The organism is Azohydromonas australica DSM 1124 (genome assembly GCF_000430725.1).
In the GTDB taxonomy this organism is placed as follows: domain Bacteria; phylum Pseudomonadota; class Gammaproteobacteria; order Burkholderiales; family Burkholderiaceae_C; genus Azohydromonas; species Azohydromonas australica.
This window is the reverse complement of the sequence record NZ_KE387204.1, coordinates 168,815-193,230: the sequence shown is the minus strand read 5'-3', so window position 1 is coordinate 193,230 and position 24,416 is coordinate 168,815. Positions and strand designations below refer to the sequence as shown.

25 protein-coding genes and 4 pseudogenes are annotated in these 24,416 nt (G+C 69.5%); 21 read left to right on the top strand and 8 right to left on the bottom strand.

What is annotated here, in order from left to right:
* The 13 genes and pseudogenes from H537_RS44895 to H537_RS55875 form a co-directional block, all read left to right on the top strand.
* The coding region (locus H537_RS44895; RefSeq protein WP_502527948.1) for a Rossmann-fold NAD(P)-binding domain-containing protein at positions 1-510 on the top strand (510 nt) is incomplete at its 5' end.
* Between the two features lie 3 nt (positions 511-513).
* A complete protein-coding gene (locus tag H537_RS0122760) occupies positions 514-867 on the top strand; it encodes an NAD(P) transhydrogenase subunit alpha part 2 (RefSeq protein ID WP_028999686.1) in 354 nt (117 codons plus the stop codon).
* Positions 864-1,067, top strand: coding sequence for a hypothetical protein (locus H537_RS0122755; RefSeq protein ID WP_028999685.1), 204 nt, complete (start codon positions 864-866; stop codon positions 1,065-1,067). Before H537_RS0122760 ends, H537_RS0122755 begins: the two co-directional genes overlap by 4 nt.
* Positions 1,064-2,083 (top strand): annotated as a pseudogene (locus H537_RS44890) (NAD(P)(+) transhydrogenase (Re/Si-specific) subunit beta); the annotation flags it as partial. The gene H537_RS0122755 and the pseudogene H537_RS44890, both read left to right, overlap by 4 nt.
* A 21-nt stretch (positions 2,084-2,104) precedes the next feature.
* Positions 2,105-2,620, top strand: a pseudogene (locus H537_RS50385) (NAD(P)(+) transhydrogenase (Re/Si-specific) subunit beta); the annotation flags it as partial.
* A gap of 344 nt (positions 2,621-2,964) precedes the next feature.
* Positions 2,965-4,920 (top strand): sigma-54-dependent Fis family transcriptional regulator, encoded by a 1,956-nt coding sequence (locus tag H537_RS0122745; RefSeq protein ID WP_028999684.1) that lies wholly within the window; start codon positions 2,965-2,967, stop codon positions 4,918-4,920.
* A gap of 287 nt (positions 4,921-5,207) precedes the next feature.
* Positions 5,208-5,444: a hypothetical protein gene (locus tag H537_RS55880; protein ID WP_238446764.1), complete on the top strand. Its 237-nt coding sequence runs from the start codon at positions 5,208-5,210 to the stop codon at positions 5,442-5,444.
* Positions 5,441-6,046, top strand: a complete 606-nt coding sequence (locus H537_RS0122735) for a DUF6513 domain-containing protein (protein ID WP_028999683.1) — start codon at positions 5,441-5,443, stop codon at positions 6,044-6,046. The genes H537_RS55880 and H537_RS0122735 overlap by 4 nt, the downstream gene beginning before the upstream one ends.
* Complete coding sequence (locus H537_RS44880; protein ID WP_051243118.1) at positions 6,043-6,381, top strand: DUF447 domain-containing protein; 339 nt, start codon at positions 6,043-6,045, stop codon at positions 6,379-6,381. Before H537_RS0122735 ends, H537_RS44880 begins: the two co-directional genes overlap by 4 nt.
* 55 nt (positions 6,382-6,436) lie before the next feature.
* A complete protein-coding gene (gene tnpA / locus H537_RS0122725) occupies positions 6,437-6,859 on the top strand; it encodes an IS66-like element accessory protein TnpA (RefSeq protein ID WP_028999682.1) in 423 nt (140 codons plus the stop codon).
* Positions 6,835-7,194, top strand: coding sequence for an IS66 family insertion sequence element accessory protein TnpB (gene tnpB / locus H537_RS0122720; protein ID WP_084150887.1), 360 nt, complete (start codon positions 6,835-6,837; stop codon positions 7,192-7,194). The genes tnpA and tnpB overlap by 25 nt, the downstream gene beginning before the upstream one ends.
* Positions 7,195-7,271: 77 nt before the next feature.
* Positions 7,272-8,693: pseudogene (gene tnpC, locus H537_RS51460) on the top strand (IS66 family transposase); the annotation flags it as partial.
* Positions 8,694-8,709: 16 nt separating this feature from the next.
* A pseudogene (locus H537_RS55875) lies at positions 8,710-8,865 on the top strand (formaldehyde-activating enzyme); the annotation flags it as partial.
* Between the two features lie 130 nt (positions 8,866-8,995).
* Here the strand turns inward: H537_RS55875 and H537_RS0122700 are convergent.
* Positions 8,996-9,490 carry a dihydroneopterin aldolase gene (locus H537_RS0122700; RefSeq protein ID WP_084150885.1) on the bottom strand — a complete coding sequence of 165 codons (495 nt, stop codon included), beginning with the start codon at positions 9,488-9,490 and terminating at the stop codon, positions 8,996-8,998.
* A 231-nt stretch (positions 9,491-9,721) separates the two neighbouring features.
* Here H537_RS0122700 and H537_RS0122695 point away from each other — a divergent pair, with 231 nt between their 5' ends.
* The 6 genes from H537_RS0122695 to H537_RS0122670 all read left to right on the top strand — a co-directional run bounded on the left by H537_RS0122695 (position 9,722) and on the right by H537_RS0122670 (position 15,848).
* Positions 9,722-11,743 (top strand): sigma-54-dependent Fis family transcriptional regulator, encoded by a 2,022-nt coding sequence (locus H537_RS0122695; protein ID WP_028999676.1) that lies wholly within the window; start codon positions 9,722-9,724, stop codon positions 11,741-11,743.
* The gene (locus tag H537_RS0122690) at positions 11,721-12,359 is read left to right on the top strand and encodes a flavoprotein (protein WP_238446763.1); all 639 of its coding nucleotides are present in this window, start codon (positions 11,721-11,723) and stop codon (positions 12,357-12,359) included. The genes H537_RS0122695 and H537_RS0122690 overlap by 23 nt, the downstream gene beginning before the upstream one ends.
* A complete protein-coding gene (locus H537_RS0122685) occupies positions 12,338-13,759 on the top strand; it encodes a DUF6513 domain-containing protein (RefSeq protein ID WP_028999674.1) in 1,422 nt (473 codons plus the stop codon). The genes H537_RS0122690 and H537_RS0122685 overlap by 22 nt, the downstream gene beginning before the upstream one ends.
* Positions 13,756-14,328, top strand: a complete 573-nt coding sequence (locus tag H537_RS0122680; RefSeq protein WP_028999673.1) for a DUF447 domain-containing protein — start codon at positions 13,756-13,758, stop codon at positions 14,326-14,328. Before H537_RS0122685 ends, H537_RS0122680 begins: the two co-directional genes overlap by 4 nt.
* Positions 14,325-15,137: a (5-formylfuran-3-yl)methyl phosphate synthase gene (locus H537_RS0122675; RefSeq protein WP_238446762.1), complete on the top strand. Its 813-nt coding sequence runs from the start codon at positions 14,325-14,327 to the stop codon at positions 15,135-15,137. The genes H537_RS0122680 and H537_RS0122675 overlap by 4 nt, the downstream gene beginning before the upstream one ends.
* A gap of 237 nt (positions 15,138-15,374) precedes the next feature.
* The gene (locus H537_RS0122670) at positions 15,375-15,848 is read left to right on the top strand and encodes a hypothetical protein (protein WP_156901890.1); all 474 of its coding nucleotides are present in this window, start codon (positions 15,375-15,377) and stop codon (positions 15,846-15,848) included.
* Positions 15,849-15,903: 55 nt separating this feature from the next.
* Here the strand turns inward: H537_RS0122670 and H537_RS49600 are convergent, their stop codons facing one another.
* The 3 genes from H537_RS49600 to H537_RS44870 form a co-directional block, all read right to left on the bottom strand.
* Positions 15,904-16,572 (bottom strand): arsenate reductase/protein-tyrosine-phosphatase family protein, encoded by a 669-nt coding sequence (locus H537_RS49600; protein ID WP_084150882.1) that lies wholly within the window; start codon positions 16,570-16,572, stop codon positions 15,904-15,906.
* 9 nt (positions 16,573-16,581) lie between these two features.
* A complete protein-coding gene (locus tag H537_RS53320; RefSeq protein WP_156901889.1) occupies positions 16,582-16,770 on the bottom strand; it encodes a hypothetical protein in 189 nt (62 codons plus the stop codon).
* A gap of 253 nt (positions 16,771-17,023) precedes the next feature.
* Positions 17,024-17,935, bottom strand: coding sequence for a LysR family transcriptional regulator (locus H537_RS44870; protein ID WP_043459649.1), 912 nt, complete (start codon positions 17,933-17,935; stop codon positions 17,024-17,026).
* 122 nt (positions 17,936-18,057) lie between these two features.
* Here H537_RS44870 and H537_RS0122650 point away from each other — a divergent pair, with 122 nt between their 5' ends.
* The gene (locus tag H537_RS0122650) at positions 18,058-19,230 is read left to right on the top strand and encodes a YbfB/YjiJ family MFS transporter (protein WP_028999670.1); all 1,173 of its coding nucleotides are present in this window, start codon (positions 18,058-18,060) and stop codon (positions 19,228-19,230) included.
* A 27-nt stretch (positions 19,231-19,257) separates the two neighbouring features.
* On the opposite strand, the gene H537_RS0122645 is transcribed toward H537_RS0122650, so the two are convergent.
* From H537_RS0122645 to H537_RS44865, 4 genes are all read right to left on the bottom strand, one after another.
* On the bottom strand, positions 19,258-20,634 hold the full coding sequence (locus tag H537_RS0122645; protein ID WP_028999669.1) for a hypothetical protein: 1,377 nt from the start codon (positions 20,632-20,634) through the stop codon (positions 19,258-19,260).
* Between the two features lie 175 nt (positions 20,635-20,809).
* On the bottom strand, positions 20,810-21,412 hold the full coding sequence (locus H537_RS0122640; RefSeq protein WP_028999668.1) for an amino acid kinase family protein: 603 nt from the start codon (positions 21,410-21,412) through the stop codon (positions 20,810-20,812).
* 1 nt (position 21,413) lies between these two features.
* A complete protein-coding gene (locus H537_RS0122635; RefSeq protein WP_028999667.1) occupies positions 21,414-22,475 on the bottom strand; it encodes a hydantoinase/oxoprolinase family protein in 1,062 nt (353 codons plus the stop codon).
* Positions 22,465-23,433 carry an ATP-grasp domain-containing protein gene (locus H537_RS44865; protein ID WP_043459647.1) on the bottom strand — a complete coding sequence of 323 codons (969 nt, stop codon included), beginning with the start codon at positions 23,431-23,433 and terminating at the stop codon, positions 22,465-22,467. Before H537_RS44865 ends, H537_RS0122635 begins: the two co-directional genes overlap by 11 nt.
* Between H537_RS44865 and H537_RS0122625 the strand changes: the two genes are divergently transcribed.
* Positions 23,432-24,172, top strand: a complete 741-nt coding sequence (locus H537_RS0122625) for a HisA/HisF-related TIM barrel protein (RefSeq protein ID WP_043459645.1) — start codon at positions 23,432-23,434, stop codon at positions 24,170-24,172. The genes H537_RS44865 and H537_RS0122625 overlap by 2 nt on opposite strands.
* Positions 24,173-24,416 lie beyond the last annotated feature (244 nt).

Genomic DNA, 24,416 nt, shown 5'->3' with positions numbered 1-24,416 from the left:
GAGTCGCTGGGCGCCAAGTTCATCGACGTGCCCTACGAGACGGCGGAGGAGAAGGAAGCGGCAGAAGGCGTGGGCGGCTACGCGCGGCCGATGCCCGAGAGCTGGCTCTCGCGCCAGCGCGCCGAGGTCGCCAAGCGCGTAGCGCTGGCCGATGTGGTGATCTCCACCGCGCTCATTCCCGGACGCCCGGCGCCGAAGCTGGTGTCGGCGGAGATGGTGCAGTCCATGAAGCCCGGCTCCGTGGTCGTGGACCTGGCGGCGGCCAACGGCGGCAACTGTGCGCTGACGGTGCCGGGGCAGATCGTGCAGGCGCACGGCGTGACGATCGTGGGCGAGACCAACCTGCCAGCGCTCGTGGCGGCGGACGCCAGCGCGCTCTACGCGCGCAACGTGCTGGACTTCCTGAAGCTGGTGCTGCCCAAGGATGCGGCCAGCGTCAACGTGCCCATGGACGACGACATCGTGGCCGCGTGCCTGATGACGCAGGACAGTCAAGTCAAGAGGAGCTGAGCCGTGGAAGTCTCACACACCATCATCAATCTCATCATCTTCGTGCTGGCGATCTACGTGGGCTACCACGTGGTGTGGACGGTGACGCCCGCGCTGCACACGCCGCTGATGGCCGTGACCAACGCCATCTCCGCCATCGTCATCGTGGGCGCGATGCTGGCGGCCGCGCTCACTGAAACGGGTCTGGGCAAGACCATGGGCGTGCTGGCCGTAGCGCTGGCGGCGGTGAACGTCTTCGGCGGATTTCTGGTGACGCGGCGCATGCTGGAGATGTTCAGGAAGAAGGAACGCAAAGCTGTAGTGGCTGATGCAAATGCCCAGCCTGCACAAGCGCAGCGACAGGAGGTCGCGTCATGACTGACATTGATTGGGGCTATGCCTGTTTGTCGCTGATGGCGGCTGTGACGATGGGGCTGGCGGTTGGTTTGGCGGCTCATTGGGCTGTTGGTACAGCGCTGTCCATTGGAACGTTTCTGGTTTTGGCGGTCACCGAGGGCTTCAAGTCCATCCCGGATGTTCCGCAAGGAATGCAACAGGACGCGGAGTCGCTGCAATGAGCATGAACCTTGTAACGCTTCTGTACCTGGTGGCCAGCGTCTGCTTCATCCAGGCCTTGAAGGGCCTCTCCCACCCGACCACGTCCATCCGCGGCAACGTCTTCGGCATGACGGGCATGGGCATCGCGGTGGTGACCACCGCGGCGCTGATCCTGAAGCTGGCCGAGGACCTGGGCACTGCCGGCGCTTCCGGGCTGGTGTGGGTGCTCATCGGGCTGCTGGTGGGCGGCAGCGCCGGCACCGTGATGGCCCGGCGCGTGCAGATGACCAAGATGCCCGAGCTCGTGGCCTTCATGCACTCGATGATCGGCATGGCGGCGGTGTTCATCGCCGTGGCGGCGGTGGCCGAGCCCTGGGCCTTCGGCATCACGGCCAAGGGTCGGTTGATCCCGGCGGGCAACCGGCTGGAGCTGTTCCTGGGGGCGGCCATCGGCGCCATCACCTTCAGCGGCTCCGTCATCGCCTTTGGCAAGCTCTCGGGCAAATATAAATTCCGGCTGTTCAAGGGCGCGCCGGTGGTGTTCCCGGGGCAGCACATGCTCAATCTCGTGCTGGGCATCTCGACCATCGCGCTGGGCTTGGTGTTCATGTTTACCGAAAGCTGGAGCGCATTCTTCCTGATGCTGGCGCTGTCCTTCATGCTGGGCGTCTTGATCATCATCCCCATCGGCGGCGCCGACATGCCGGTGGTGGTGTCGATGCTCAACAGCTACTCGGGCTGGGCCGCCGCGGGCATCGGCTTCAGCCTCAACAACTCGATGCTGATCATTGCCGGCAGCCTGGTCGGCAGCTCCGGGGCGATCCTGAGCTACATCATGTGCAAGGCCATGAACCGCTCGTTCTTCAACGTGATCCTGGGCGGCTTCGGCGGTGACGCCGCGGCCGCGGCGCAAGGCAGGCCGGAGCAGCGCAGCGTCAAGAGCGGCAGCGCCGACGACGCGGCCTTCATCCTGGGCAACGCGGAGACGGTGGTGATCGTCCCGGGCTACGGCCTGGCCGTGGCGCGCGCGCAGCACGCGGTGAAGGAGGGGGTGTAGGCCATGAACCGCTCGTTCTTCAACGTGATCCTGGGCGGCTTCGGCGGGGACGCCGCGGCAGCCACGCAAGGAAGCACGGAGCAGCGATCGGTCAAGAGCGGCAGCGCCAACGACGCGGCCTTCATCCTGGGCAACGCCGAGACGGTGGTGATCGTCCCGGGCTACGGCCTGGCGGTCGCCCGCGCGCAGCACGCGGTGAAGGAGCTGGCCGAGAAGCTCACGCACAAGGGCATCACGGTGAAGTACGCCATCCACCCGGTGGCCGGGCGCATGCCCGGGCACATGAACGTGCTGCTGGCCGAAGCCGAGGTGCCCTACGACCAGGTCTTCGAGATGGAGGACATCAACGGCGAGTTCGGCCAGGCCGACGTGGCCATCATCCTGGGCGCCAACGACGTGGTGAACCCGGCAGCACTCCAGAAGGGCAACCCGATCCACGGCATGCCGATCCTGGAGGCCTACAAGGCCAAGACCGTGATCGTGAACAAGCGATCGATGGCCGCCGGTTACGCGGGCTGGTTGGTTGCGTCGTGTCCAAGAAGGGCGCGATGGCGCATCCGTTCCAGGCCGCTTCCTGACGCGGGTGTGCCACGGTGGCGCCCGGCATCATCGTTGTTTGGTAGTGCGCATGGCTCCAGTGTTCTCCGGGGAAAGGCATTCGCGCAGGGACCCCTGTATATGGAGTCTGGCAGGCGATCACAAGTTGCTGTCCAGGCTTGGCGTTGCGTTTGTGGCCTTTGACCGCCTAGTCCGCTGCAGACACGATGCGCCGTGGCACTGGTGAGCAAGAGGTCCAGCAACACAATGCGTGCATCCAAGTAACTCTGCGTTCGCTGCACGACACTCAAGGAAATACTGACATGGACCATGCCGAGCTTGTATCGGGCAGGCACAGCGAGCGCGTCCTTGACGTCGTGCGGCGTGGGACGCGTGCAGGCTTGCAAGGCCCGGTTGCGGACTCGTGGATGCGCTGCGTCAACGACCACCGGCTTGATCCGGAGAGTGCGCCTCACCCGCTCATGCTCGACCAAGCCGCAGTCGAGGCACGCCGTGTGCGCTTGGCTGCCGTCATTGACAGTGCGCGCCATGAGATGAGCACGCTGTACCAGCAGCTCGCCGATACCGAGACGGCCGTCGTAATCACCGATGGCGAAGGCGTGATCCTGCACCTGGTTTCCTCGCCAGAGTTTGCCCGGGAGATCGAACCGGTAGGGCTCGCAGTAGGAGCAGTCTGGAGTGAAGCCGTCGCAGGCACCAACGGCATGGGAACCTGCCTAGCGATGGCTGAGCCAGTAGCCGTGCGTCGGGAAGACCACTTCTTCACCAGGTTCACATCGCTGACGTGCTCCGCAGTGCCCGTGCACGACCCCGAAGGCAATGTCATAGCGGTGCTGGACGTCACCAGCCGCTCGGCGCTGCAGCAGCAACATGTGCTGGTGTTGCTGGGCATGACGGCACGCATGATCGAGAATCGCCTCATTGATCGGCAGTTTCCGGACAGCCACCAGCTGCATTTCCACAGCCGGCCCGAGTTCGTGCACACGCTGCACGAAGGTCGGCTAGCGGTGCACGCCGACGGACGCATCGTGGCCGCCAATCGCAGCGCCTTGTTCCAGCTCGGCATGGAGTCTCCAAGAGTGCTGTGCGGGCGCGGCTTGGACGAGGTGTTCCAGACAACGCTTGAGGATCTCCTGGAGCGCTGCAGTGCGGCCTCGTATCACCCGGTGGTGACCTACCGGGTCAATGGTGCTCACCGTTTCTTCGCGTTGACACGTCGGCCGCCTACCAAGGCGTCTTCGAGTGATGCGCGAAAGCTGATATCTGCGCAGACGAGCTTGCCGCGTGACGCGGCGTCGCAGGGAGACCCGCTGCTGGATTCTCATATGCGCACCGCGTGCCGGGTGGTCGCCCGTGGGACACCGGTATTGCTGCGCGGCGAGACGGGTTCCGGAAAGGAGGTCTTCGCACGGGCGGTACATGCAGCCAGCCCCCGTTCCGAGGGTACTTTCGTAGCCGTCAACTGCGCCAGCATTCCCGAGAGCCTGATCGAGGCGGAATTGTTCGGGTACCGCGCCGGTGCATTCACCGGCGCTCAGCGCAGTGGACGTCGCGGCAAGGTCCTGCAGGCCGACGGCGGGACGCTGTTTCTCGACGAGATCGGTGACATGCCGCTGGATCTGCAGGCCCGGTTGCTGCGCGTGCTGGACGAGCGCCGCGTTACGCCCTTGGGGTCGGAGGAGACCCAGGCGGTGGACTTTCAATTGCTCAGTGCGAGCCACCGCAACCTGCTTGAGCTGGTGGAGGAAGGCCGGTTTCGTGAAGATCTCTACTATCGCCTGGCTGGCATCGAATTGCACTTGCCACCTTTGCGGGACCGTGCCGACAAACAGGAGTTGATTCTGCGCGTGCTCCAAGAGGAAAACAAAGCTCCAGCGCAGCTGACAGCACGTGCCGAGCGGCTGTTGATGAATCACCCGTGGCCAGGCAACGTTCGCCAGTTGCGCCATGTCCTGCGTGCAGCTGTGGCATTGGCCGATGGCGAGCGGGTGGACTTGGAGCATTTGTCCATGCTTCGCTACGAGCCAGCGCAGCGGCAATCAGCTCACGTGATGTCTCTGCCTGTCCTGCTGCCTGCTCCTGTCCCTGAACCGAGCGGCTTGAATCTGGTCCAGACGCACGAGCGGCAGGTATTGCTACAGCTCCTGGAGCAGCATCGCTGGAACGTCAGCAACGTCGCCAAGGCGCTTGATGTCAGTCGCAACACACTCTACCGCAAGCTCCACAAACTACAGATTCCCGTTTCCCAGCACGACTGACTGCGCACAGGTGCGTTCAATGCGTTCAAGCTTCGTCTTTGCTGCCACCGGCTCGGGCCCCTATCTTGACGAAGCCATGACGCTGGCGGCGCGGCCGCCTGTGGCGGTTTTTCCTCTCTCTGCTGAGGTCAGGGAAGTGCTGTCCCAGTTCGGCGACAAGAGCGCCAGCTCGGTTCCGATCGGGATGCTGTACTCGGACGCCTTTCACGCGGTGATCGTCGCGCCGTCGTCTTCCAGCACTGTCGGCAAGTGCGCCTTCGGCCGTTCCGACAACGCTGCTCAAAAACATGTTCGCCTTCGCGCGGGCCGGCAAGCCGGACGTCCCGCGCATCTTGTTCTCTCACAACACCGAGCCCTCCGTCATCAACAAGGCGCCGCACGACTGGGTGACGCTGCGCCCGCGTCGCATCGAGCTGGAACACGTGGAACGGCTTCGCGCCATCGATCGCTGCCGCATGGTGTGTTCTCCCGAGGAGCTGGAAGCGGAGCTGTCACGGCGGCTGCAGGAACTTTCCCTGGAATGAGACACATCGTCTTCCTGACAAGCCACTTGCCACAAGTGCCGCCGCAGCGCGTGCTGACGGGCATGGACGCCCCCTTCACCTGGGATGTGCACTACGTCGGCCTGCAGTTCGCCGGGTTCCTGACCGCCGACGTGGTGCGCCGCCGCGTAAGCGCGGTGTGCGACGTAGACGTAACACGAGACCTGGTGCATGCCACGCACGGCAGCCAGAGCTTGGCGATAGACCTCACCCGCGAGCCGCTGACGGTGCATGCCAAGTGCCCGTCCTCGGACGGGTCTGACGAGATTGTGCTGACTGCCGACGACGCGTGCAACGCCAGCTTCTGCATGCAGGTGGCGGTTGAAGGCACCCCCGGCTACGACCACGACAGCCACCGGCGGGTGGGGGAAGGCATTGAGCTGTGGCCACAGATCAAGCCCGAGGCCTACGCCGTCCGTGTCCTCTACACGGGCGTGGAACGCACGCGGGCTGAAGTCGCATGGCATCTGCGCGTGCAGGACCAGCTGCTGCGTCGGGACTGCGCGGTGCAGCGGCGCGAGGACAACCTGGACGCCTGGTGTATGTCCCGCTCCACGTTGCGCGGGAAGGAGGGGGGGCCATGAACGACCAGATTTTCGAAGTGGTGGTCAGCACGCTGTCCTCCGATGGGCAGCCGCACCATGCCCCGCTGGGCGTGCGCTATCAGGGCGCCGAAGTGGTACTGATGCCTTTCAAGCCTTCCTCCACGCTCCTGAACATCCTGGACTCGGGCTGCGCTGTGCTCAACGTGCTGGCGGACACGCGTGTGATCGCCGGCTGCGTCACGGGCCGGTGCGACTGGCCCACGCGGTCGGCCGAGCGTGTCCCTGGCGTGCGGCTGGAATGCGCGCTGTCGCACGTGGAACTGCGCCTGAAGGAGCAGCAGGACAATCGTAAGCGTCCAGTTCTCCCATCTTGAGTAGCTGAAGCGAGACGCCAACGATGCTGTCCATCAAACCGATTGATGGACGTCTATGTACTCAAGGAACAATCCCCGGCGCCGCCATGGCGCCGAGCTCAAGGCAACCGTGCTGGCGGCCTGCAATGAACCTGGTGCGTCGGTGGCAGCCGTGGCCCAGGCCCATGGGCTCAATGCCAACCTGGTACACCAGTGGCGCCGCGGCCGCGGCATGTCAGCAACAGCGGTGGCCCACGCCCCGGCGTCGGCAGCCCCTGCCATCGAGGCCCCGGCGGCCTCGGTCACCAAGCCGGTGTTTATCCCCGTGGAGTTGCCTGCGCCGGTGCCGGCCGCGGCAGCCGCAGTGCCCATGCCCACGCCTGACGTGCCTCAGGAGATCCACATAGAGCTGCGCCGCGGCGCCGTGACGGTGAACGTGCGCTGGCCAACGCAGGCTGCGGCCCAGTGCGCGGCATGGCTGCGCGAGGTGCTGCGGTGATCCGCATCGACAGCCTCTGGCTGTGCCCGCAGCCGGTGGACATGCGTGCCGGTGCCGAGAGGCTCATGGCCTACGTCGTGATGGTTCATGGCGAGGCACGCGCCCATCACGGTTACCTCTTTGCGAATGCCCGAAGCAACCGCGTCAAGCTGCTTGTTCACGACGGCTTCGGGGTGTGGTGTGCGGCGCGCCGGCTCAACCGTGGGCGCTTCGACTGGCCGCGCGCTGCCGACGTTACCCAGAGCCTGGCGCTGACGCAGGCCCAGTTCGATGCCCTGGTGCTGGGGCTGCCCTGGCAGCGCCTGCCCGAGATGAGCGTGATCACCTGCGTGTGACCGGCCGCTGGCAGCATCAGGCTGCCGCGCGTTGACAACGGCACATCCGCCAATGGATTGCCCTGCTGTGTGGCGGCATGATGCCTGGCATGCGCGACGTCAACGCCAAGGATCTCCAGGGCCTCACGCCCGAGGCTCTTGGCCGGCTCGCGCAGCAGATGCTGCAGCACATCGAGCAGCAGGCCCGCGAGCTCGTGCTCAAGGACGAGCAGATCCAGCGCCAGGCGCGCGACATCGTCTGGCGTGACGCCAAGCTGGAGAAGGTCAACTTCGAGCTCGCGCGCCTCAAGCGCTGGCGCTTCGGCGCCAAGACCGAGGCGATGGACGCCCAGCAGCGTCAGATGTTTGAAGACACGATGGTGGAGGACGAGGCCAGCCTCGAAGCCCAGCTGGCGGCCTTGCGCGCGGCGAGGCCCGAGCCGCCGGAGTCACCGAAGCCGCCGCCGCGGCGTCCGCGCCGCCAGCCGCTGCCCGAGCACCTGCGCCGCGTGGAGCACCGCCACGAGCCCGAGGACACCCACTGCCCGACACCGGGTTGCGGCCAGCCGATGACGCGCGTGGGCGAGGACATCAGCGAGAAGCTCGACATCGTGCCGGCCGAGTTCTTCGTGCACCGCCACATCTATGGCAAGTGGGCGTGCCGCTGCTGTGAGCGCCTGGTACAGGAGCCGGCCGAGCCGGAGATCATTGACGGCGGGATGGCCGCCAGCGGCCTGGTGGCGCACACGATGATCAGCCGCTTCGTGGACCACTTGCCGTACTACCGGCAAGAGAGCATCAACGCACGCTCACGGGTGCACACGCCGCGCTCGACGCTGGCGTCATGGTCCGGCCAGGGTGGCGCGGCAGTGGAGCCGCTGTTCGAGCTGCACAAGCGCTTCGTGCTGAGCTGCGCCGTGCTGCATGCCGACGAGACGCCGGTGGCGATGCTCGACCCCGGCGCGGGCAAGACCAAGAAGACGTACATCTGGGCCTATGCCCGCGGGGCGCTCGATGCGCTGCGCGGCGTGGTCTACGACTTCTGCCTGGGGCGTGGCGGGCAGTACCCGCTGGCGTTCTTGGACGGCGCGGCCGACCCGCCAGCCGGGCCGGATGGCGACAAGCCAAGAGCATGGCAAGGCACGCTGGTCAGTGACCGGTACGTGGGCTACGACCCGGTGCTCGACCCCAAGGTCTACCCCGATCGCCAAGCCGCAGCTTGTGCAGCGCATGCGCGTAGGCGGTTCGAGGAATTGGTCAAGGCCGGCGCCAGCAATGTGGCTCAGGGGGCTCTCGAGTATTTCGCGCGCATCTACCACGTGGAGGGAAGACTGGGCAGCTTGGCGCCTGAAGAGCGACTGGCAATGCGCCAGGCTCTGGCGTGCCCTCTATGGGATGAACTGCACAAGTGGTTGAAGCTGCAGCGCAAGCTCGTGCCTGACGGTGGGACTACAGCTAACGCCATCGATTACAGCCTCAACAATTGGGAGGCACTCACGCGCAACCTGCAAGACGGTTCGGTGCCCCCGTCCCGAGGTCCACTGGCAGGCCGAGGACGACAAGAAGATCCAGGACTACAACTACCAGGCCGTGCGCGAGTCCATCGCCCGCGCCGTGCGCAACGAGCCCAGCGCGCAGGACGTCGTGTCCAAGAAGGCCACCTCCGCTCACCCCTTCCAGGCCCAGGGCTGAGGAAGGCTACCGAGCTGCAGCGCCTGCCCACCGGCAGGCGATTGCGGAAGGCCCGCGGTGCCGCGGCACCGCGGGCCGCCACCCCAAAAGAAAAGCGGCCCCTCGGGGCCGCTTCCTCATTTCGTTGGCTTCACTTCTTCCCGGGCACCATGCCCTCGCCGATCAGCGACAGCACCCGGGCCGGCGCCCGCGCCCGCGACGCGGCGCCATTGAAATCGTCCGCCCGGCGCTCGATGGCCACGCCCACGGCCTGCAGGTCCTCGAACTTGCGCGGCTTGGCCAGCGTCACCCGCACCCAGTGCGCGCCGAACTCGCACACCGTGATGCGCGCGATCTCCTCGGCCAGCGCCTCCAGCAGCTGCACCCGGTGCTCGGCGAAGAGCCGGTGCAGCCGCTCGCGCAGCACGCCGTAGTCGATGGTGTCGCCGATGCGGTCGCTGTCGCAGGCGCCGCTGCGCGGCAGCCCGGCGGCGAGGTCCACGCGCACCGGCTGCGGGTCGTGCAGCTCGCTGTGGTGGATGCCGATCACGGTGGGGATGGTCAGCCCCTCGATGAAGATCAGGTCCAGCGCGGTGCCGCTGGACTCGTGGCGTGGCAAGGGTGGCAAGGGCATGAGGGCGGACATCGGCAGGCCTCCAGGCGTGGTTCGGACGGCGGCTTTCCGCAAGTTGCGCGCCAGTCCCGGCCGGGCTTCTTCCGGTCCGGCAAGCAGGGAGCCCGGGCCGTGTCACGGAATGACGCAATAACCTGACGGATTGCGGGCAATTCCCGACAGCGCTGACCCGGGGGTGCCGGCCGACAATGCGCCGCGAGTGGGCTCCCCCCAACGGGCGCCCTCTTCAGTAGGAGTTCACATATGACACAAGGCCTGTTGGCGTCGGTGGGACATGGCCAACGCGTGCTGGGCGCGGTGCTGGGGGGCATGCGCTCGGGGCTGCACGAGCAGGTGGCGCAGTCGTGGACGCGCTGCGTCAACGAATACCGCCTGGATCCGGACGGCGAACCGCACCCGCCCATGCTCGACCGCAACGCGCTGGCGCTGCGCTGCCGGCGCCTGGGCGACGTGATCGAGGCGGCGCGGCTGGAAATGAGCACGCTCTACCAGCAGCTCGCCGACACCGAGACCGCCGTGGTGCTGACCGACGGCGAGGGCGTGATCCTTCACCTGGTGTCCTCGCCCGAGTTCGCGCAGGAGCTGGAGCCGGTGGGCTTCACCGTGGGCGCGCTGTGGAACGAGGCTTATGCCGGCACCAACGGCATGGGCACCTGCCTGGCGCTGGCCGAGCCGGTGTCGGTGCGCCAGGAAGACCACTTCTTCACCCGGCTGACCTCGCTGACCTGCTCGGCCGTGCCGGTGCACGACCCCGAGGGCCGCATGGTGGCGGTACTGGACGTCACCAGCCGCTCGGCGCTGCAGCAGCAGCACGTGCTGGTGCTGCTGGGCATGACGGCCCGCATGATCGAGAACCGCCTCATCGACCAGCGCTACCGCGACAGCCACCCGCTGCATTTCCACACCCGGCCCGAGCTCGTGCACACGCTGCACGAAGGCCGCCTGGCGGTGGATGGCGAGGGCGTGATCCGCGCCGCCAACCGCAGCGCGCTGTTCCAGCTCGGCGTGGACCACCCGCAGGCGCTGTGCGGGCGGCGGCTGGAGGAGGTGTTCCAGACCACGCTGGACGACCTGCTGGAGCGCAACCGCGCCGCCTCCTTCCACCCGGTGGCGGTGTACCGCGCCAACGGCGCGCACCGCTTCTTCGCCGTGGCACGCTGCCCGGTGGCGGAGGCGCAGCCGCAGTCTCCATTGCAGGCAGGCGCGCGCGGGCTGTCGTCCGCGCTGGCCCCGGCCGCGCGGGCGGTCCGCGCGGTGCCGGTCACCGGGCTGGCCGACCCGCAGCTCGTGCAGCAGCTGCACACCGGCGCGCGCGTGCTGGCGCGCGGCACGCCGCTGCTGCTGCGCGGCGAAACCGGCGCGGGCAAGGAGGTGTTCGCGCGCGCGCTGCACGAGCGCAGCCCGCATGCCGCGGGCAGCTTCGTGGCGGTGAACTGCGCCAGCCTGCCGGAGAGCCTGATCGAGTCCGAGCTGTTCGGCTACCGGGCCGGCGCCTTCACCGGGGCGCAGCGCAACGGGCGGCGCGGCAAGATCCTGCAGGCCGACGGCGGCACGCTGTTCCTGGACGAGATCGGCGACATGCCGCTTGAGCTGCAGGCGCGGCTGCTGCGCGTGCTCGACGAGCGCCGCGTCACGCCGCTGGGCACGGAGGAGACGCACCCGGTCGACTTCCAGCTCATCAGCGCCAGCCACCGCAACCTGCTGGAGCTGGTGGCGCAGGGGCGCTTCCGCGAGGACCTGTACTACCGCCTGGCCGGCATCGAGCTGGGCATTCCGGCGCTGCGCGAGCGCAGCGACAAGCGCGAGCTGATCCAGCGCATCCTGCAGGAGGAGAACGGCGGCCCGGTGGTGCTGCGCCCCGAGGCCGAGCAGCTGCTGATGGGCCACCGCTGGCCCGGCAACGTGCGCCAGCTGCGCCACGTGCTGCGCGCGGCTGTGGCGCTGGCCGACGGCGCGCCGGTGGGGCTGGAGCACCTGCCCTCGCTGCGCCCGAGCCCGGCGGCCGTGCCGGCCCCGGCGGTGGCGGATGCGCCCGCGGCGGCGCTGGCATCGGTTTCGCTACTGGCTTCGGGCATGGTGCCGGCCGAAACCCCGGCCCCGCAGGGCCTCAACCTGATCCAGTCGCATGAGCGACAGGTGCTGCTGCAGCTCCTGGAGCAGCACCGCTGGAACGTGAGCAATGTCGCCAAGGCGCTCGATGTCAGCCGAAACACCCTCTACCGCAAGCTCCACAAGCTCCAGATTGCAGTCTCCCAACGCGCCTGAACAGGACGTGCTCGAAACCGAGGCCGCGCTGGAGGCGCTGGACGCCCCCGACGGTCCACCGCGCTCGCGCTTCGCCTTTGCCGTCACCGGCTCGGGCCACTACCTCGAAGAAGCCATGGCGCTGGCGGCGCGGCTGCCGGCGGTGGACCTGTTCCTCTCGGCCGCAGCGGAGGAAGTGCTGCCGCAGTACGGCTTCACGCTGGAGTCGCTCAAGGGGCGCTTCAAGGTCTTCCGCGACAAGAGCGCCAGCTCCGTGCCGGTGGGCATGCTGTACTCGGACGTCTACCACACGGTGATCGTGGCGCCGGCCACGAGCAACACGGTGGCCAAGTGCGCCTTCGGCATCTCCGACACGCTGCCCACGAACATGTTCGCGCAGGCGGGCAAGCTGGGCATCCCGGGCATCGTGTTCGCGTGCGACACCGAGCCCACCGTCATCACCAAGGCACCGCACGAGTGGGTGACGCTGCATCCGCGCCGCATCGAGCTGGACAACGTGGAGCGGCTGCGCGCCATCGACCACTGCCGCGTGGTGTGCTCGCCTGCCGAGCTGGAAGCGGCCCTGTCACGGCGGCTGCGGGAACTGTCCCTGGAATGGAACACATCGTCTTCCTGACGGGTCACCTGGCGCAGCCGGCGCTGCAGCGCGTGCTGGCCGGCATGGACGCCCCCTTCACCTGGGAAGTGCGCGACATCGGGCTGCAGGTCGCCGGGCTCATGACCGCGGACATGGTGCGCCGCCGCGTCGGCGCGCCGCTGGTCTCGTCCGTCGAGGGCGAGGCGCCGCGGCCGGCCGACCGGCTGCTGCTGCCCGGGCGCTGCCGCGGCGACGTGCAGGCGCTCGAAGCCCATTTCGGCATCCCGGTGCAGCGCGGCCCCGAGGAGCTCAAGGACCTGCCCGCCTTCTTCAACCGGCAAGCCAAGCCGGCGGACCTGTCCCGCTACCGCGTGGACATCTTCGCGGAGATCGTGGACGCGCCCCGGCTGGACGTGGCCGGCATCGTCGAGCGCGCCCGTGCCTACGTGGCTGACGGCGCCGATGTGATCGACCTCGGCGGCCTGCCCGCCACGCCCTTCCCGCACCTGGAGGACAGCGTCAAGGCGCTCAAGGCGGAAGGCTTCAAGGTCAGCGTCGACTCGCTGGACACGGCCGAGCTGCTGCGCGGCGGGCGCGCCGGGGCCGACTACCTGCTCAGCCTCAACCTCGACACGCTGTGGGTGGCCGACGAGGTGGCGAGCACGCCGGTGCTGATCCCGCGGACGCCGCAGGACGAGGAGTCGCTGGCGCAGGCGATCGAGACGCTGCGCGGGCGTGGGCGTGCCTTCCTGGCCGACTCGATCCTGGATCCGCTGCCCTTCGGCTTCACCCGCTCCATCTGCCGCTACCAGCGCCTGCGCGACCGCTTCCCGGACGTGGACATCCTGGTCGGCGTGGGCAACGTCACCGAGCTGACCGAGGCCGACACCGCCGGCATGAACGCGCTGCTGCTGGGCATGTGCGAGGAGCTGCAGGCGCGCGCGATCCTGACCACGCAGGTCAGCACGCATGCGCGGCGCGCAGTGCGCGAGGCCGACGTGGCCCGGCGCCTGATGCACGCCGCGCACGAAAACCGGAGCCTGGCCAAGGGCTTCACGGACGAGCTGCTGACGGTGCATGCGAAGCGCCCGTTCCCGGACACGGCCGAGGAGATCCGCCAGACCGCCGCCGGCGTGCGCGACCCCAACTTCCGCGTGCAGGTGGCGGAAGACGGCATCCACGTCTACAACCGCGACGGCCACCGGCTGGCGCGGGAGGCCTTCGAGTTGTGGCCTCAACTCAAGCTTGAGAACGACGCCGCCCACGCCTTCTACATGGGCGTGGAGCTGGCACGCGCCGAGGTCGCGTGGCAGCTGGGCAAGCGCTACGTGCAGGACCAGCCCCTGAGCTGGGGCTGCGCGGTTCCGCGGCGCGAGGAAAACCTGGACGCTTGGTGTGCGCCGGGTTCCACGTTGCGCGGGAAGGACGAAACGCCATGAACGACCAGATCTTTGAAGTAGTGGTCAGCACGCTGTCGCCCGATGGGCGCTCGCACCATGCCCCGCTGGGCGTGCGCTACCAGGGTGCCGAGGTGGTGCTGATGCCCTTCAAGCCCTCCTCGACCCTCATGAACATCCTGGGCTCGGGTTGTGCGGTGCTCAACGTGCTGGTGGACACGCGCGTGATCGCCGGCTGCGTCACGGGCCGGCGCGACTGGCCCACGCTGCCGGCGCGCGTCATCCCGGGCGTGCGGCTGGAGTGCGCGCTGCGCCACCTGGAGCTGCGGCTGATCCGGGCGCAGGACGATCCGCAGCGGCCCGTGCTGCGCATGGCGCGTGTGCACGAGGAGACGCACGGCGAGTTCATCGGCCTCAACCGCGCCCAGGCCGCAGTGGTGGAAGGCGCGGTGCTGGTGAGCCGGCTGCACCTGCTGCCGCGCGAGAAGGTGGAAAGCGAGATGCGCTACCTGCAGATCGCCATCGACAAGACCGCCGGACCCGAGGAGCACGAGGCCTGGAGCTGGCTGCAGCACGCCGTGGCGACGCACCGGACGAAGGAGGCTGCATGACGATGGCTCCGCAGCCCTCCCTGGAGGCTGCCGACGACGCGCCGGCGCCCGCGGCGGCGCCGCGCTCCCGTCCTTCGCCCGCGGGCACTGCTTTCGGCGGCCTGCGGCGCGCCGCCGACGGGCGTGTACAGCTGCTGGTGAGCGTGCGCGACGTGCCGGAGGCGCTGGCCGCGGTGGCAGGGGGCGCCGACCTCATCGACCTGAAAGAGCCCGGTACCGGCGCGCTGGGCGCGCTGCCGCTGCATGTGGTGCACGAGGTGGTGCAGGCGCTGCGCGCCGCGGGGCACGCGCATCCTGTGAGCGCCACAGTTGGCGACTGGCCGCTGGACGCGCGCGACGCGGCGCTGGAGCGCGTGCGCGCCACGGCCGCCTGCGGCGTGGACGTGGTGAAGGTCGGCATTCCGCGCGGCGATGGCGCCACCGCGCTGCTGGCGGCGCTGGCCGGCAGCCCGGCGACCGTGGTGCCGGTGTTCCTCGGCGACGACGGGCTGGACGAGGCGCTGCTGGCGCTGGCGTGCTGGCTGCCCTTTCCGGCGCTGATGCTGGACACCGCCGACAAGCGCGAGGGCAGCCTCTTCGATCGTCTGGACGCGGCCACGGTGCGCCACTTCATCACCCGCGTGCAGGGCGCCGGCCGGCTCGCAGGCGTGGCCGGTTCGCTGCAGCTGGCCCAGGCCGGGCTGCTGCGCGAGCTGGCGCCGGATTACGCCGGCTTCAGGGGCGCGCTGTGCGAGGGCGGGCGCGGTGCGGCGCTGCAACCTCAGCGCGTGCACGCCCTGGTACAGGCCTTTGCAGACCCGCGCCGCTGAGCGCCACCACAAGCGTCCCGCGTCCCGGTAAACGGCCGTTACCGATCGGGAAATCGTGACGGCCTTCGCGACGGCGTCATGGGGAATGCCCCACCATTCATATCAGGCGGACAAGCTGGCTCCCGGATCACGGGAGTCGGTGCCGCCGCTATTTCCATTGCATCCGCGCGCCTATGGGTGGCGGGTAATATGGTTACAAGTTTTGAGGATGGCCGGCCGCCTTGACGCAAGGAAACCATGAAGACGCTTAATGCCCGCTTCGTGCAGTTTTTCTCCGTTGCCGTCTGGGCGATGGGACTGCAGGTGCTGGCAGGGCGGCATGTCCCCGTCGTGGTATTGAGCCAACCCGTACCGCCTGAAAGAGTCCACTGGACGCCCGAGGTGTCCGCCAGTGCGGCGCTGGCCACCGTGCACGTCATTCGCGAGGCCCGTTTCAAGGGTTGGGCCACGCCCACGACGCTGACCATCGACGGCAAGGAAGTCGCCGTCATCAGAAATGGCGAAAACCTGATGGTGCGCATCCCGCCGGGCCAGTATTCTCTGGGCTTGAAATATGAAGGCCAAGGCCCGCTGAATCCGGAGCCACCGGCGCATGAACGTGAAAAGGCTGTCGTCGAATCGGTGCTGGATTTTGCCGGCGGCAAATATCACGACTTGCGAATCGTTCCCGACGAGCGCTGGAACTGGCAGCTTTCCCGTGCCGGCAGCTGATTCATCCAGGGTATACGGCCGTCGAACCTAATTGACTCGCCCGGGCCACGGTATTTCAGGCTACCGTACCGCGCGCCACCGCGTTTCTCGCGGATTCCGCTGCCTGATGCCGCGCTGCCTGCGCCGCTTTCAATTCCCGGCTGATGTTGAGCACCGATGACTGAATCAGCGTGAAGCAAGTGCGCAGGTAGGACGGCCCCTTGCGGTGCGGATCGTGGAGATGCAGCCGCTGCGGCCGCGACCAGTAGCCCAGCAGCGCCACGCGTTCGGCCGGATAACCCTGGCGCACCAGGTAGTGGGCATGGCGCAACTCCATCACCAGGTACAGGTCGCCGGCGGAGGGCTCGAACAGCGGCATGTCCAGGCTGTGGTGGTTGTCCAGGTTCACGCCCATCTCGAAGGCCACTCTCTGCACCATGGCCACCGGCGCTTGGCCGCTGACGGCACACAGCCCGAAGGAGGCGGCCGGCAGGCCCGCCTGCTGTGCCACCGCCTGTGCGAAGGCGCTGCGCATGAGATTGGCCAAGCACACGAAAACGAGCCTATCCACTTGGGATAAATCGGGTCGTGTAAATTTCACGGCCGATCCTGTCAAATAGTCCACGTTGGCCAGCAGCAGGCGAACCAGCCCCTTGAAACCGCCGAAATTGCGCCGCAGCAGTGCCGTCAAGCGCTGGCCGGCCCCTTCGGGGTCCTGGAAATCTTGTCTGGATGCTGGAGCCATATTTCCAGGTCAATGAAATGTCGCTGCAATGAACCGGATTGTGGCATGCGGATCTCTGGGCGGGATTTCCTGCCAGGCCAGCGCTTCGGCACCGAGCGGCGCCAGGCCCTGTTGCTGGCGCACCTTGTCGCGGCGCGCGTTCACTAGGATGAACTCCCGGCAGGTGCCGGAGCGCTGTTCATCGATGAAGTGCTCCACCGCTCCCCTATATCGCCCCGCGGCGCCACGCCGCGCGACTTCCACTGCTCCATGCCGCGCATGGCCATGAAGTGCGGCGTGTCGGTAACCGCCAGCACAAGCGGAACGCGGCCCTCGTGATGGGCATCGGTCTGGGCCCGGTAAAAACCGGCTCGGAAATTGGCGCGGCAGGCGCCGCATTTGAAGCACGGGCGTCCCATATTCGAAAGCTTATTGACAGGATTCGATGCCGAAAAATGTGCGGAAGCGCAGGTCATGGCGGCGTGGACGCTTCTACCGGGCGGCCCGGGATGCTGCCGGCCCCGGCTTCCTCCAGCACCGCCATCAGCCGCCGAAGCGCCGGTGAGGCGTCGCCGTGCCACACCAGGTGCGTGCGGTTGCGCCGCACGGCCTCGGGCAGTTCGTGCATCGCCACGTCGTCCGAGGCGCGTAGCGACTCCAGCACCGAGCGCGGCACGATGGCGCAGCCCGTGCCCGCCGCCACGCAGGCAATGATGGCCGGGTAGCTCGCGAACTCCAGCACGCGCTCAGGCAACAGGTCGGCACTGCCGAACCAGTCCTCCAGCCGCTTGCGGTAGGAGCAGCCCTGGCTGAAGGCCAGGAGGGTGCCGCGCGCCAGGTCCGCCGCGTGCGCCACCGGTGGGTGGTCGCGGGCCGTGACCAGCACCAGCTCCTCGTCGAACACCGGCCGCGCGTTGAGCCCCGGCGCGCTGAAGGGCTCGCTCACGAAGGCCGCTTCCAGCCGGTAGTCCGCCACTTTGCGCAGCAGCGCGCCGGTGGTGCCGGTGGACAGCTCGATGACCACGCCCGGGTGCAGCCGGTGGTAGCGCGACAGGACCGACGGCAGCCGGCTGCCCGCCGTGCTCTCCAGCGAGCCAAGCCGCAGCGGTCCCCGCGCCGGCCCCGTGCGCAGTGCCGTCTCGACCTCATCGGCCAGCCGCAGCAGCCTCTCGGCGTGTACCAGCAGCCCCTCTCCCTCCGCGGACAGCACCAGCGAGCGGCCCTGGCGCCGGAACAGCGCCACGCCCAGTCGCTCCTCCAGCTGCTTGATGCGTGTGGTCACGTTGCTCTGCACCCGGTTGAGCTGTGCGGCGGCGCGCACCACGCCGCCTTCGCGCACCACTGTGCGAAAGATCTCCAGCGATTCCAGGTCCAGGCTTCTCATGCAGAGAATGGTAGTTCTCGATAATTCATTTGTGCAGATGGAACGGAGCGGCTCCAATGGCCGACATGGATTCCGCCTCTCCTTCCCCGCTTCCCACGCGAGCCCCTGAGCCGGCCGCCGCGATGCCGGCTTCGACCACAAGCCCGGCGCTCTGGCCGGTGTGCCTGGCCGGCGCGCTGGCGCTGGCGGTGGCCATGGGCATCGGGCGCTTCGCCTTCACGCCGCTGCTGCCGCTGATGCAGCGCGAAGGCGCCATCGGCAGCGCGCAGGGCGCGGCGCTGGCGGCGGTCAACTACGCCGGCTACCTGCTGGGCGCGCTCACGGCCGCGCGGCTGGCGGGCCGGCCGCGGCGGCTGGTGCTGGGCAGCCTGGCCGGGACGGCGCTGGTGACGGCCGGCGCCGCGCTGCTGCAGGGCTTCGCGGCCTGGCTGCTGCTGCGCGGCGCGGCCGGCGTGCTCAGCGCCTGGGTGATGGTGGGTGTGAGCGCCTGGGCCATCGCGGCGCTGGCGCGCGGCGGCCGGCCGGAATGGAACGGCTGGGTCTACGCCGGCGTGGGGCTGGGCATCGTCGCCGCCGGTGGCCTGAGCTGGTGGCGCGCGGCGGACGGCGCCGCGGCGCTGTGGCTGGAGCTGGGCCTGCTGGCCCTGCCGGCCGTGGCGGCGGTGGCCTGGGCCTGGAAACCCGGGAGCGAGCCGCGCCCCGCCGCGGTGCCCGCCCAGGCACGGCCGGCGGGCCGGGTGCCGCCCGGGACGGCTGGACTGGTGTTCGCCTACGGCAGCTTCGGCTTCGGCTACATCCTGCCCGCCACGTACCTGCCGGCCATGGCGCGCGAACTGGTGGACGACCCGGGCCGCTTCGGCCTGGCCTGGCCGGCTTTTGGCCTCGCCGCGGCGCTCTCGACGCTGGTGGCCGGGCGGCTGCTCAAGCGCTTCAGGCTGCTGGACCTCTGGGCCGGCTGCCATGCGCTGATGGCGCTGGGCGTGCTGCTGCCGCTGCTCAGCCGCTCCGGGCTGTCCATCGCGCTGGCGGCGCTGGCGGTGGGCGGCACCTTCATGGTGGCGACCATGGCCGGATTGCAGCTCGCCCGTGCCCGAGCCCCCCACGATCCCGCGCCGCTGCTGTCGCGCATGGTTGCCGCCTTCGCCACCGGCCAGATCGCCGGCCCGCTGGCGGCGCTGGGCGTCTCCCACCTGGCGGGCGGCAACGGCATCGGTCCCACGCTGGTCCTGGCGGCCCTGCTGCTGCTCGGCACCGCCATCTGGCTGCATCGCCAACCGGCACAGCGCGGGGCCTGAACGCGGCCGGCGCCGCGGCGCCGCGCCTCAGGCCGCCGCGGCGCTGGGCTCCAGCACCGGCGCCGGGTCCACGTGGCGCGGCACCAGTTCGAAGCCTTCGACACGGCCCTTGTCCAGCCGGATCGCCAGCCGTATGGGCTTGAGCACCGTGGCCCCCCGCGACACCGACTCCACCAGTACCTTGCCCACCTCCGCGAGCTGCGTGCGGGTGTTCTCGAACGCGTGCTGGGCGAAGACCTTCATGGCGGCCTTGCGGTGCCCCAGTGTCTTGTCGTCGGAGAGCGCGTCGTCCAGGCTTTCAAGCTTCTCGACCAGGGCTTGCCGCTGCTGCTCGAACTCGCTGCCCAGCTCCGGCGTCCGCGTGGCCTGCACGATGGCGGCGCTGCGGCGCTGCAGCGCCTGCGCATCCTGCGAGAACAGGGCCTCGAACTGCAGGCACGCCAGCCGTGCCTGCACGGTCCACACGAACTGCTTGCGCGTCGCGTCCACGGCCTTCACGTGGTCGGACAGGGCCTTGAACATCTCGTCCGGGTCGAACTCGCCGGCGCAGTGGATGTGCTTGGTGTGCTGGTTGAGCGCCCGGTGCAGCTGCACCAGCTCCTCCTGCACCTTGACCAGGCGGTTTTCGATGGCCTCCATCTCGGTCACCAGCGCCGGCGGCAGGTGGCCGCGCCGCACGGCGCCCAGCACCTTGTCGAGCAGGAAGCTCGCGGCTTCGCCCAGGGTGGCCTTGAGCTCCGCGCTCTGCGGCTCGCGCACCTCCGTCAGGCCCTTGCCCAGCTCCACCAGCATGGTGTGGATGCCGTCCAGGTAGTGCTGCCCCGCCAGCGCCGTGGCCGTGGCCGCCACGGCCGAGGCCGGCAGCGGGGCCAGCGGCGACAGGTTGCGCACGCGCGACTGCTCGATCACCTTGCCGCCGGCGCCGCGCAGCATGACCTGCAGCGTGTCGCCGTTGCGGCTGGCCGCCACCGGGCCGTTGAGCACCACCTCCATCAGCTGGCCTTCCGCGATGCCCGCGTGCGTGAGCACCGCCGGCGAGGCCTGCAGCACGGCCTTGATGGCGGCCAGCTTGCTCTCCGAGCTGCGGATGGCGCTGCGCGTGAAGCGGGCCAGCCGCTGGATTTCGAGCTTCTTGACGCCCAGCACCATCTTGCCGTCGCTGGTGCAGAAGTAGAGCTGCGTGGGCTGCAGCTCCTCGGCGCTGATGTCCTGCGCCGGGCGGGTGGGGGCAGCGGCCGGCTCGCGCGCCTCGGTCGGCACATGCGAGGGGCCGCCGGGTTCGGACAGCAGGGCCTTCAGCTCATGCAGCTGCGTCAGGACCTGGTCCGTCTTGCGGGAAAGGCGGAAAACGGCAACGCCAAGGACCGGGGTCGCAATGAGCAGGGCAAGGGTGGCGGCGTCCATGGCGAGCGAACTTTGTTCTTGGAATGACGACGGATCCGGTGCGTCCGCACAAGGCACCGGGACGCGACCCGGCCGAACCGGGCACAGCAAAGGCGCGATCCTGCCCGGGCATTCGCAATGTGACAAGTCGTTTCTTCAAGTTTGAAACCGTTTCGGGCTTCAAACCAGCGGCATTTCAGGCCGGCGAGTGCCGGCAGCCGCCCACCAACTGGGCCTGCATCTCGTCTACTGCGGTTTTGCCCACCACGTCCACGGCGCAGCCCGCGCCGGCGGCCATGGCGGCGAAGCGGGTGTCGAGCACGCCCGTGTCCACCAGCTCCCGCAGCGAGGCCAAGGGCGGCGGCGCGCAGCTCTTGACCACCACCAGCCGCTCGGCGTTGAGCCGCATCGCCAGCCACAGCGCCAGGCTGTCGGCGGTGACGTCCCAGCTCGTGAGCTCGTCGGCGTGCTCGCGCAGCAGCTCCAGCGGCATCCATAGCGCGGTGTGGCCCGCACGCAGCGCGCGGCGGATGTCGGCGTCGCGTACCGCCACCTGCAGCGTGGGGCGCAGCGCGCGCAGCAGCAGCGCGCTCTGCCCCATGCCCAGGATGGCCATGTTGTGGGCCGCAAGGTCGTCGAAGCCCCACTGGGACTGCGTCTGCCGCACCTGGTCCACGAAGGGGCCGCCGCCGGGGACGATGACCACGCGCCCGCGGCCCAGCGAGGCGAGCAGCTCCAGCCAGCGCTGCAGCAGCACCGGGTCCGACTGCAGGCTGCCGCCAAGCTTGACGACCCACATCTCAGCCGCGCTCCTGCTCCAGCAGCAGGCCCACGGCCACCGCGGGTGCGCACACCTGCGCCAGCCGGATCGCCGACGGCATCGCGCGCGCGTCCAGCCTCACCACCTGCGAGGCGAAGAAGAGGCACGGGCGCTGGCGCGCCGCCGCCAGCTTCTCCACCAGGAAGCCGCCGCAGCCCGCCGCCACCAGCGGCGCATCGGCCGGCAGCCCGGCGGCGGCCAGCACGCGGTCGAGGTTGCGCCCGATCTCGTTGAGCTGCTCGGCGCGCCAGGCGCGCGCGAAGTCCAGCCAGGCCTCGTCCCCGGCTTCCTGCGCGTCGCGGCCCACCATGCGCGCCAGGCGCCGCCGCGTGCCCAGGGCGTCCTTGGGTCCGTGGTCGGCCGCCGGATGCTGGTCGTGCGCGGCGTCGAGCTCGCCCAGCAGCCGGTACACGTCCGCCGTGGTGGCGAAGAGCTCGTTCATCACGTTGTGCGGCCGGCCCTCGAAGTCGATGCGCCGCGCCAGCGCGCACAGCGGCGTGCGCGTGGCGCCCTGGTAGACCAGCTCGCCGCTGGCCAGGCGCTGCGCGTCGCTGCGGCCCTGCGCCGCAGGCCGGCCGTGGCGCAGCGGGATCAGGTCGCAAGTGGTGCTGCCGATGTCCACCAGCAGCCCCTGCACCACGCGCCGTGCCGCCAGCTGCGCGGTGGCGAGCCAGTTGGCCGAGGCGATGGCTTCCCATTGCGCCGCTACCTGGCCGGCCGCGACGAAGCCCTGTTCGCCGGCCCAGAAGTGCAGCCCGATGCCCGGCTGCAGCGCCATGTGCTCGGCGATGCGGCGCACGCCCTCGGCGCGGGTGGCGAACAGGTCGGCCATCTCGCCGGTCATGGTCACGGCGTGCTGCGCGCGGTGCATGTCCGGCCAGCGCGCGCGCGCCTGCGCCAGCACGGCATCGAGCCGGTCCAGGCCTTCCCACAGCGGGCAGGCCCACTGGGCGGCGTCGCGCAGCCGGCCGTTGTCGATCCAGGCGGCCTTGACGTGCGCGCCGCCGATGTCCCAGCCGATCACGCCCGATTCAGGCCGCATGCAGCACCTCCAGGCGTGCGAAGGGCTCCAGCGCCTCCAGCGCCAGGCGCCGGCCCAGGCGCTGCGACAGGCCCACGAAGGCGCTGGTCAGCCGCGGGTTGACCTCGATGAGCACCGGCCCGCGCACCGGGTGCCAGACCAGGTCGATGCCCACGCACCCCCGCAGCCCCGGCAGCGCCAGCGCCACGTCGCGCGCCAGGCGCTGCAGCAGCGCGGCGCGCGCGTCGTCCAGGCCGATGGCGCCGTGGCACACGCCGCTGAAGTGCACCGCCCCGTCGGCGGCCAGGCGCAGCTGCTGGCGGTTGACGCTCAGCAGCTCGGTGCGCTGGCGGCCGCACAGCAGCGACAGGCTCATGGCCTCGCCCTCGACCCAGGGCTCCAGCGTGGCGCTGGCGTTCATGCGCTGGCGCTGGCGCAGGTCGGCCTTGGCGTCGGCCAGGGCGTCATGCACGCGGGTGTGCAGGGCGCCGGCGCCGTCATCGGGCTTGACCACCCAGCGCGTAGCTTCGCGGGCGCTGCAGGCGTCCAGCGGCGTGGGCAGGCCGTGGCGCGCCAGGTGCTCCAGCGTGGCGAGCTTGCTGCTGGCCACGCGGATGGCGACGCTGTCGCAGCCGATCCAGCGCATCGGACCCACCAGCTTGCGCATGCACCCCAGCAGCCCGCCGGTCTCGGGCGCGACGATCCAGCTCAGGTCGTGCGACGCGGCCTGGCGCAGCACGAAGTCGTGCGGGGATTCCTGCTCGCGCGGCCGCGCCCAGTGCACGCCGGCCATGGCCGGCACCGGCCCGCTGCCAGTGGCGGCGCTCACGCGCAGCCAGGGCACGTCCGCAAGGTCTTCCAGCAGCGCATCGCGCATGGCGATGCCCTCCTCCAGCAGCTCCTCGTCGTCGCCGTCCTCGCCGCCGACCAGTCCACCACCGCTGAGATACTCGTATACGAAGACACGCTGCGTTCGCATGGAATCAATACTCCTCATTCCCGTCATCGACCTGCTCGACGGCCACGTGGTGCGCGCCGTGCGCGGCGAGCGCGCGCGCTACCGCCCCATCGAGTCGGCCCTGTGCCGCGGCAGCGAGCCGCATGCCGTGTCCCGCGCGCTGTGCGAGCACACCGCCTCCGGACTGCTTTACGTCGCCGACCTGAACGGCCTCACCGGCCGCGCGCCGCAGACCGCGCTGCTGGCCTCGCTGCTGCAGGCGCTGCCCGGCGTGACGCTGTGGCTGGACGGCGGCTTCAGCGGCCTGCCGGCGGCGCAAGCCGTGCTGGACGCCCTGGGCGAGGCGGCGCCGCGCGTGCGCCCGGTGTTCGGCACTGAGTCCTTCCAGCGCCCCGCCGACTTCGAGCGCTGCTTCCCGGCGCCCGGCGGCGCCACGGCCGACAGCGCCGCCGCCCCGGCGCTGCAGGGCCTGCTGTCGCTGGACCGCCGCCACGAGGCGCCCATGGACCCGGCCGGCGCCTGGCAGCGCCCGGGGCACTGGCCGCGCGAGCTGATCGTGATGACGCTGGACCGCGTGGGCGCGGACGCCGGGCCGGACCTGCGGACCCTGGCCGACGTCCAGTCCCAGGCGCCGCACGCCCGGCTCGTCGGCGCCGGCGGCATCCGCGGCGAGGCGGACCTGAAGGCCGCGCAGGCCGCCGGCGCCGCCGGCTGGCTGGTGGCCAGCGCACTGCATGACCTGAAGCTGCGCCCGCGCTGAGGCCCGCGCCAGCCGCGCGCCGCGATGCGCGGGCGGGTTGGACGGGTCGGGCGGGTGCTCCATGGCGGGGAGGTGAAACACGTTCCATGCCATGGGGCGACGACGGGTGGCGGCGTCGGCAGCGCGGTCGGTGGTGACGCCTCGGCTCTCACCCACCCCCCGCAACACAGTGTCCCAACCCCGCAGCACAGTGGGACACCCACGGGGCAACAGCCCGGCAGGACTCCCGCCTTGACGCCCCGCA

Bases quoted from the DNA above. Each gene is read 5' to 3' on its own strand.
- H537_RS0122755 (WP_028999685.1), top strand. From the start codon at position 864: ATGACTGACATTGATTGGGGCTATGCCTGTTTGTCGCTGATGGCGGCT.
- H537_RS0122745 (WP_028999684.1), top strand. From the start codon at position 2,965: ATGGACCATGCCGAGCTTGTATCGGGCAGGCACAGCGAGCGCGTCCTT.
- H537_RS55880 (WP_238446764.1), top strand. From the start codon at position 5,208: ATGTTCGCCTTCGCGCGGGCCGGCAAGCCGGACGTCCCGCGCATCTTG.
- H537_RS0122735 (WP_028999683.1), top strand. From the start codon at position 5,441: ATGAGACACATCGTCTTCCTGACAAGCCACTTGCCACAAGTGCCGCCG.
- H537_RS44880 (WP_051243118.1), top strand. From the start codon at position 6,043: ATGAACGACCAGATTTTCGAAGTGGTGGTCAGCACGCTGTCCTCCGAT.
- tnpA (WP_028999682.1), top strand. From the start codon at position 6,437: ATGTACTCAAGGAACAATCCCCGGCGCCGCCATGGCGCCGAGCTCAAG.
- tnpB (WP_084150887.1), top strand. From the start codon at position 6,835: ATGGCTGCGCGAGGTGCTGCGGTGATCCGCATCGACAGCCTCTGGCTG.
- H537_RS0122700 (WP_084150885.1), bottom strand. From the start codon at position 9,490: ATGTCCGCCCTCATGCCCTTGCCACCCTTGCCACGCCACGAGTCCAGC.
- H537_RS0122695 (WP_028999676.1), top strand. From the start codon at position 9,722: ATGACACAAGGCCTGTTGGCGTCGGTGGGACATGGCCAACGCGTGCTG.
- H537_RS0122685 (WP_028999674.1), top strand. From the start codon at position 12,338: ATGGAACACATCGTCTTCCTGACGGGTCACCTGGCGCAGCCGGCGCTG.
- H537_RS0122680 (WP_028999673.1), top strand. From the start codon at position 13,756: ATGAACGACCAGATCTTTGAAGTAGTGGTCAGCACGCTGTCGCCCGAT.
- H537_RS0122675 (WP_238446762.1), top strand. From the start codon at position 14,325: ATGACGATGGCTCCGCAGCCCTCCCTGGAGGCTGCCGACGACGCGCCG.
- H537_RS0122670 (WP_156901890.1), top strand. From the start codon at position 15,375: ATGAAGACGCTTAATGCCCGCTTCGTGCAGTTTTTCTCCGTTGCCGTC.
- H537_RS49600 (WP_084150882.1), bottom strand. From the start codon at position 16,572: ATGGCTCCAGCATCCAGACAAGATTTCCAGGACCCCGAAGGGGCCGGC.
- H537_RS44870 (WP_043459649.1), bottom strand. From the start codon at position 17,935: ATGAGAAGCCTGGACCTGGAATCGCTGGAGATCTTTCGCACAGTGGTG.
- H537_RS0122650 (WP_028999670.1), top strand. From the start codon at position 18,058: ATGCCGGCTTCGACCACAAGCCCGGCGCTCTGGCCGGTGTGCCTGGCC.
- H537_RS0122645 (WP_028999669.1), bottom strand. From the start codon at position 20,634: ATGGACGCCGCCACCCTTGCCCTGCTCATTGCGACCCCGGTCCTTGGC.
- H537_RS0122640 (WP_028999668.1), bottom strand. From the start codon at position 21,412: ATGTGGGTCGTCAAGCTTGGCGGCAGCCTGCAGTCGGACCCGGTGCTG.
- H537_RS0122635 (WP_028999667.1), bottom strand. From the start codon at position 22,475: ATGCGGCCTGAATCGGGCGTGATCGGCTGGGACATCGGCGGCGCGCAC.
- H537_RS0122625 (WP_043459645.1), top strand. From the start codon at position 23,432: ATGGAATCAATACTCCTCATTCCCGTCATCGACCTGCTCGACGGCCAC.
- H537_RS44865 (WP_043459647.1), bottom strand. From the start codon at position 23,433: ATGCGAACGCAGCGTGTCTTCGTATACGAGTATCTCAGCGGTGGTGGA.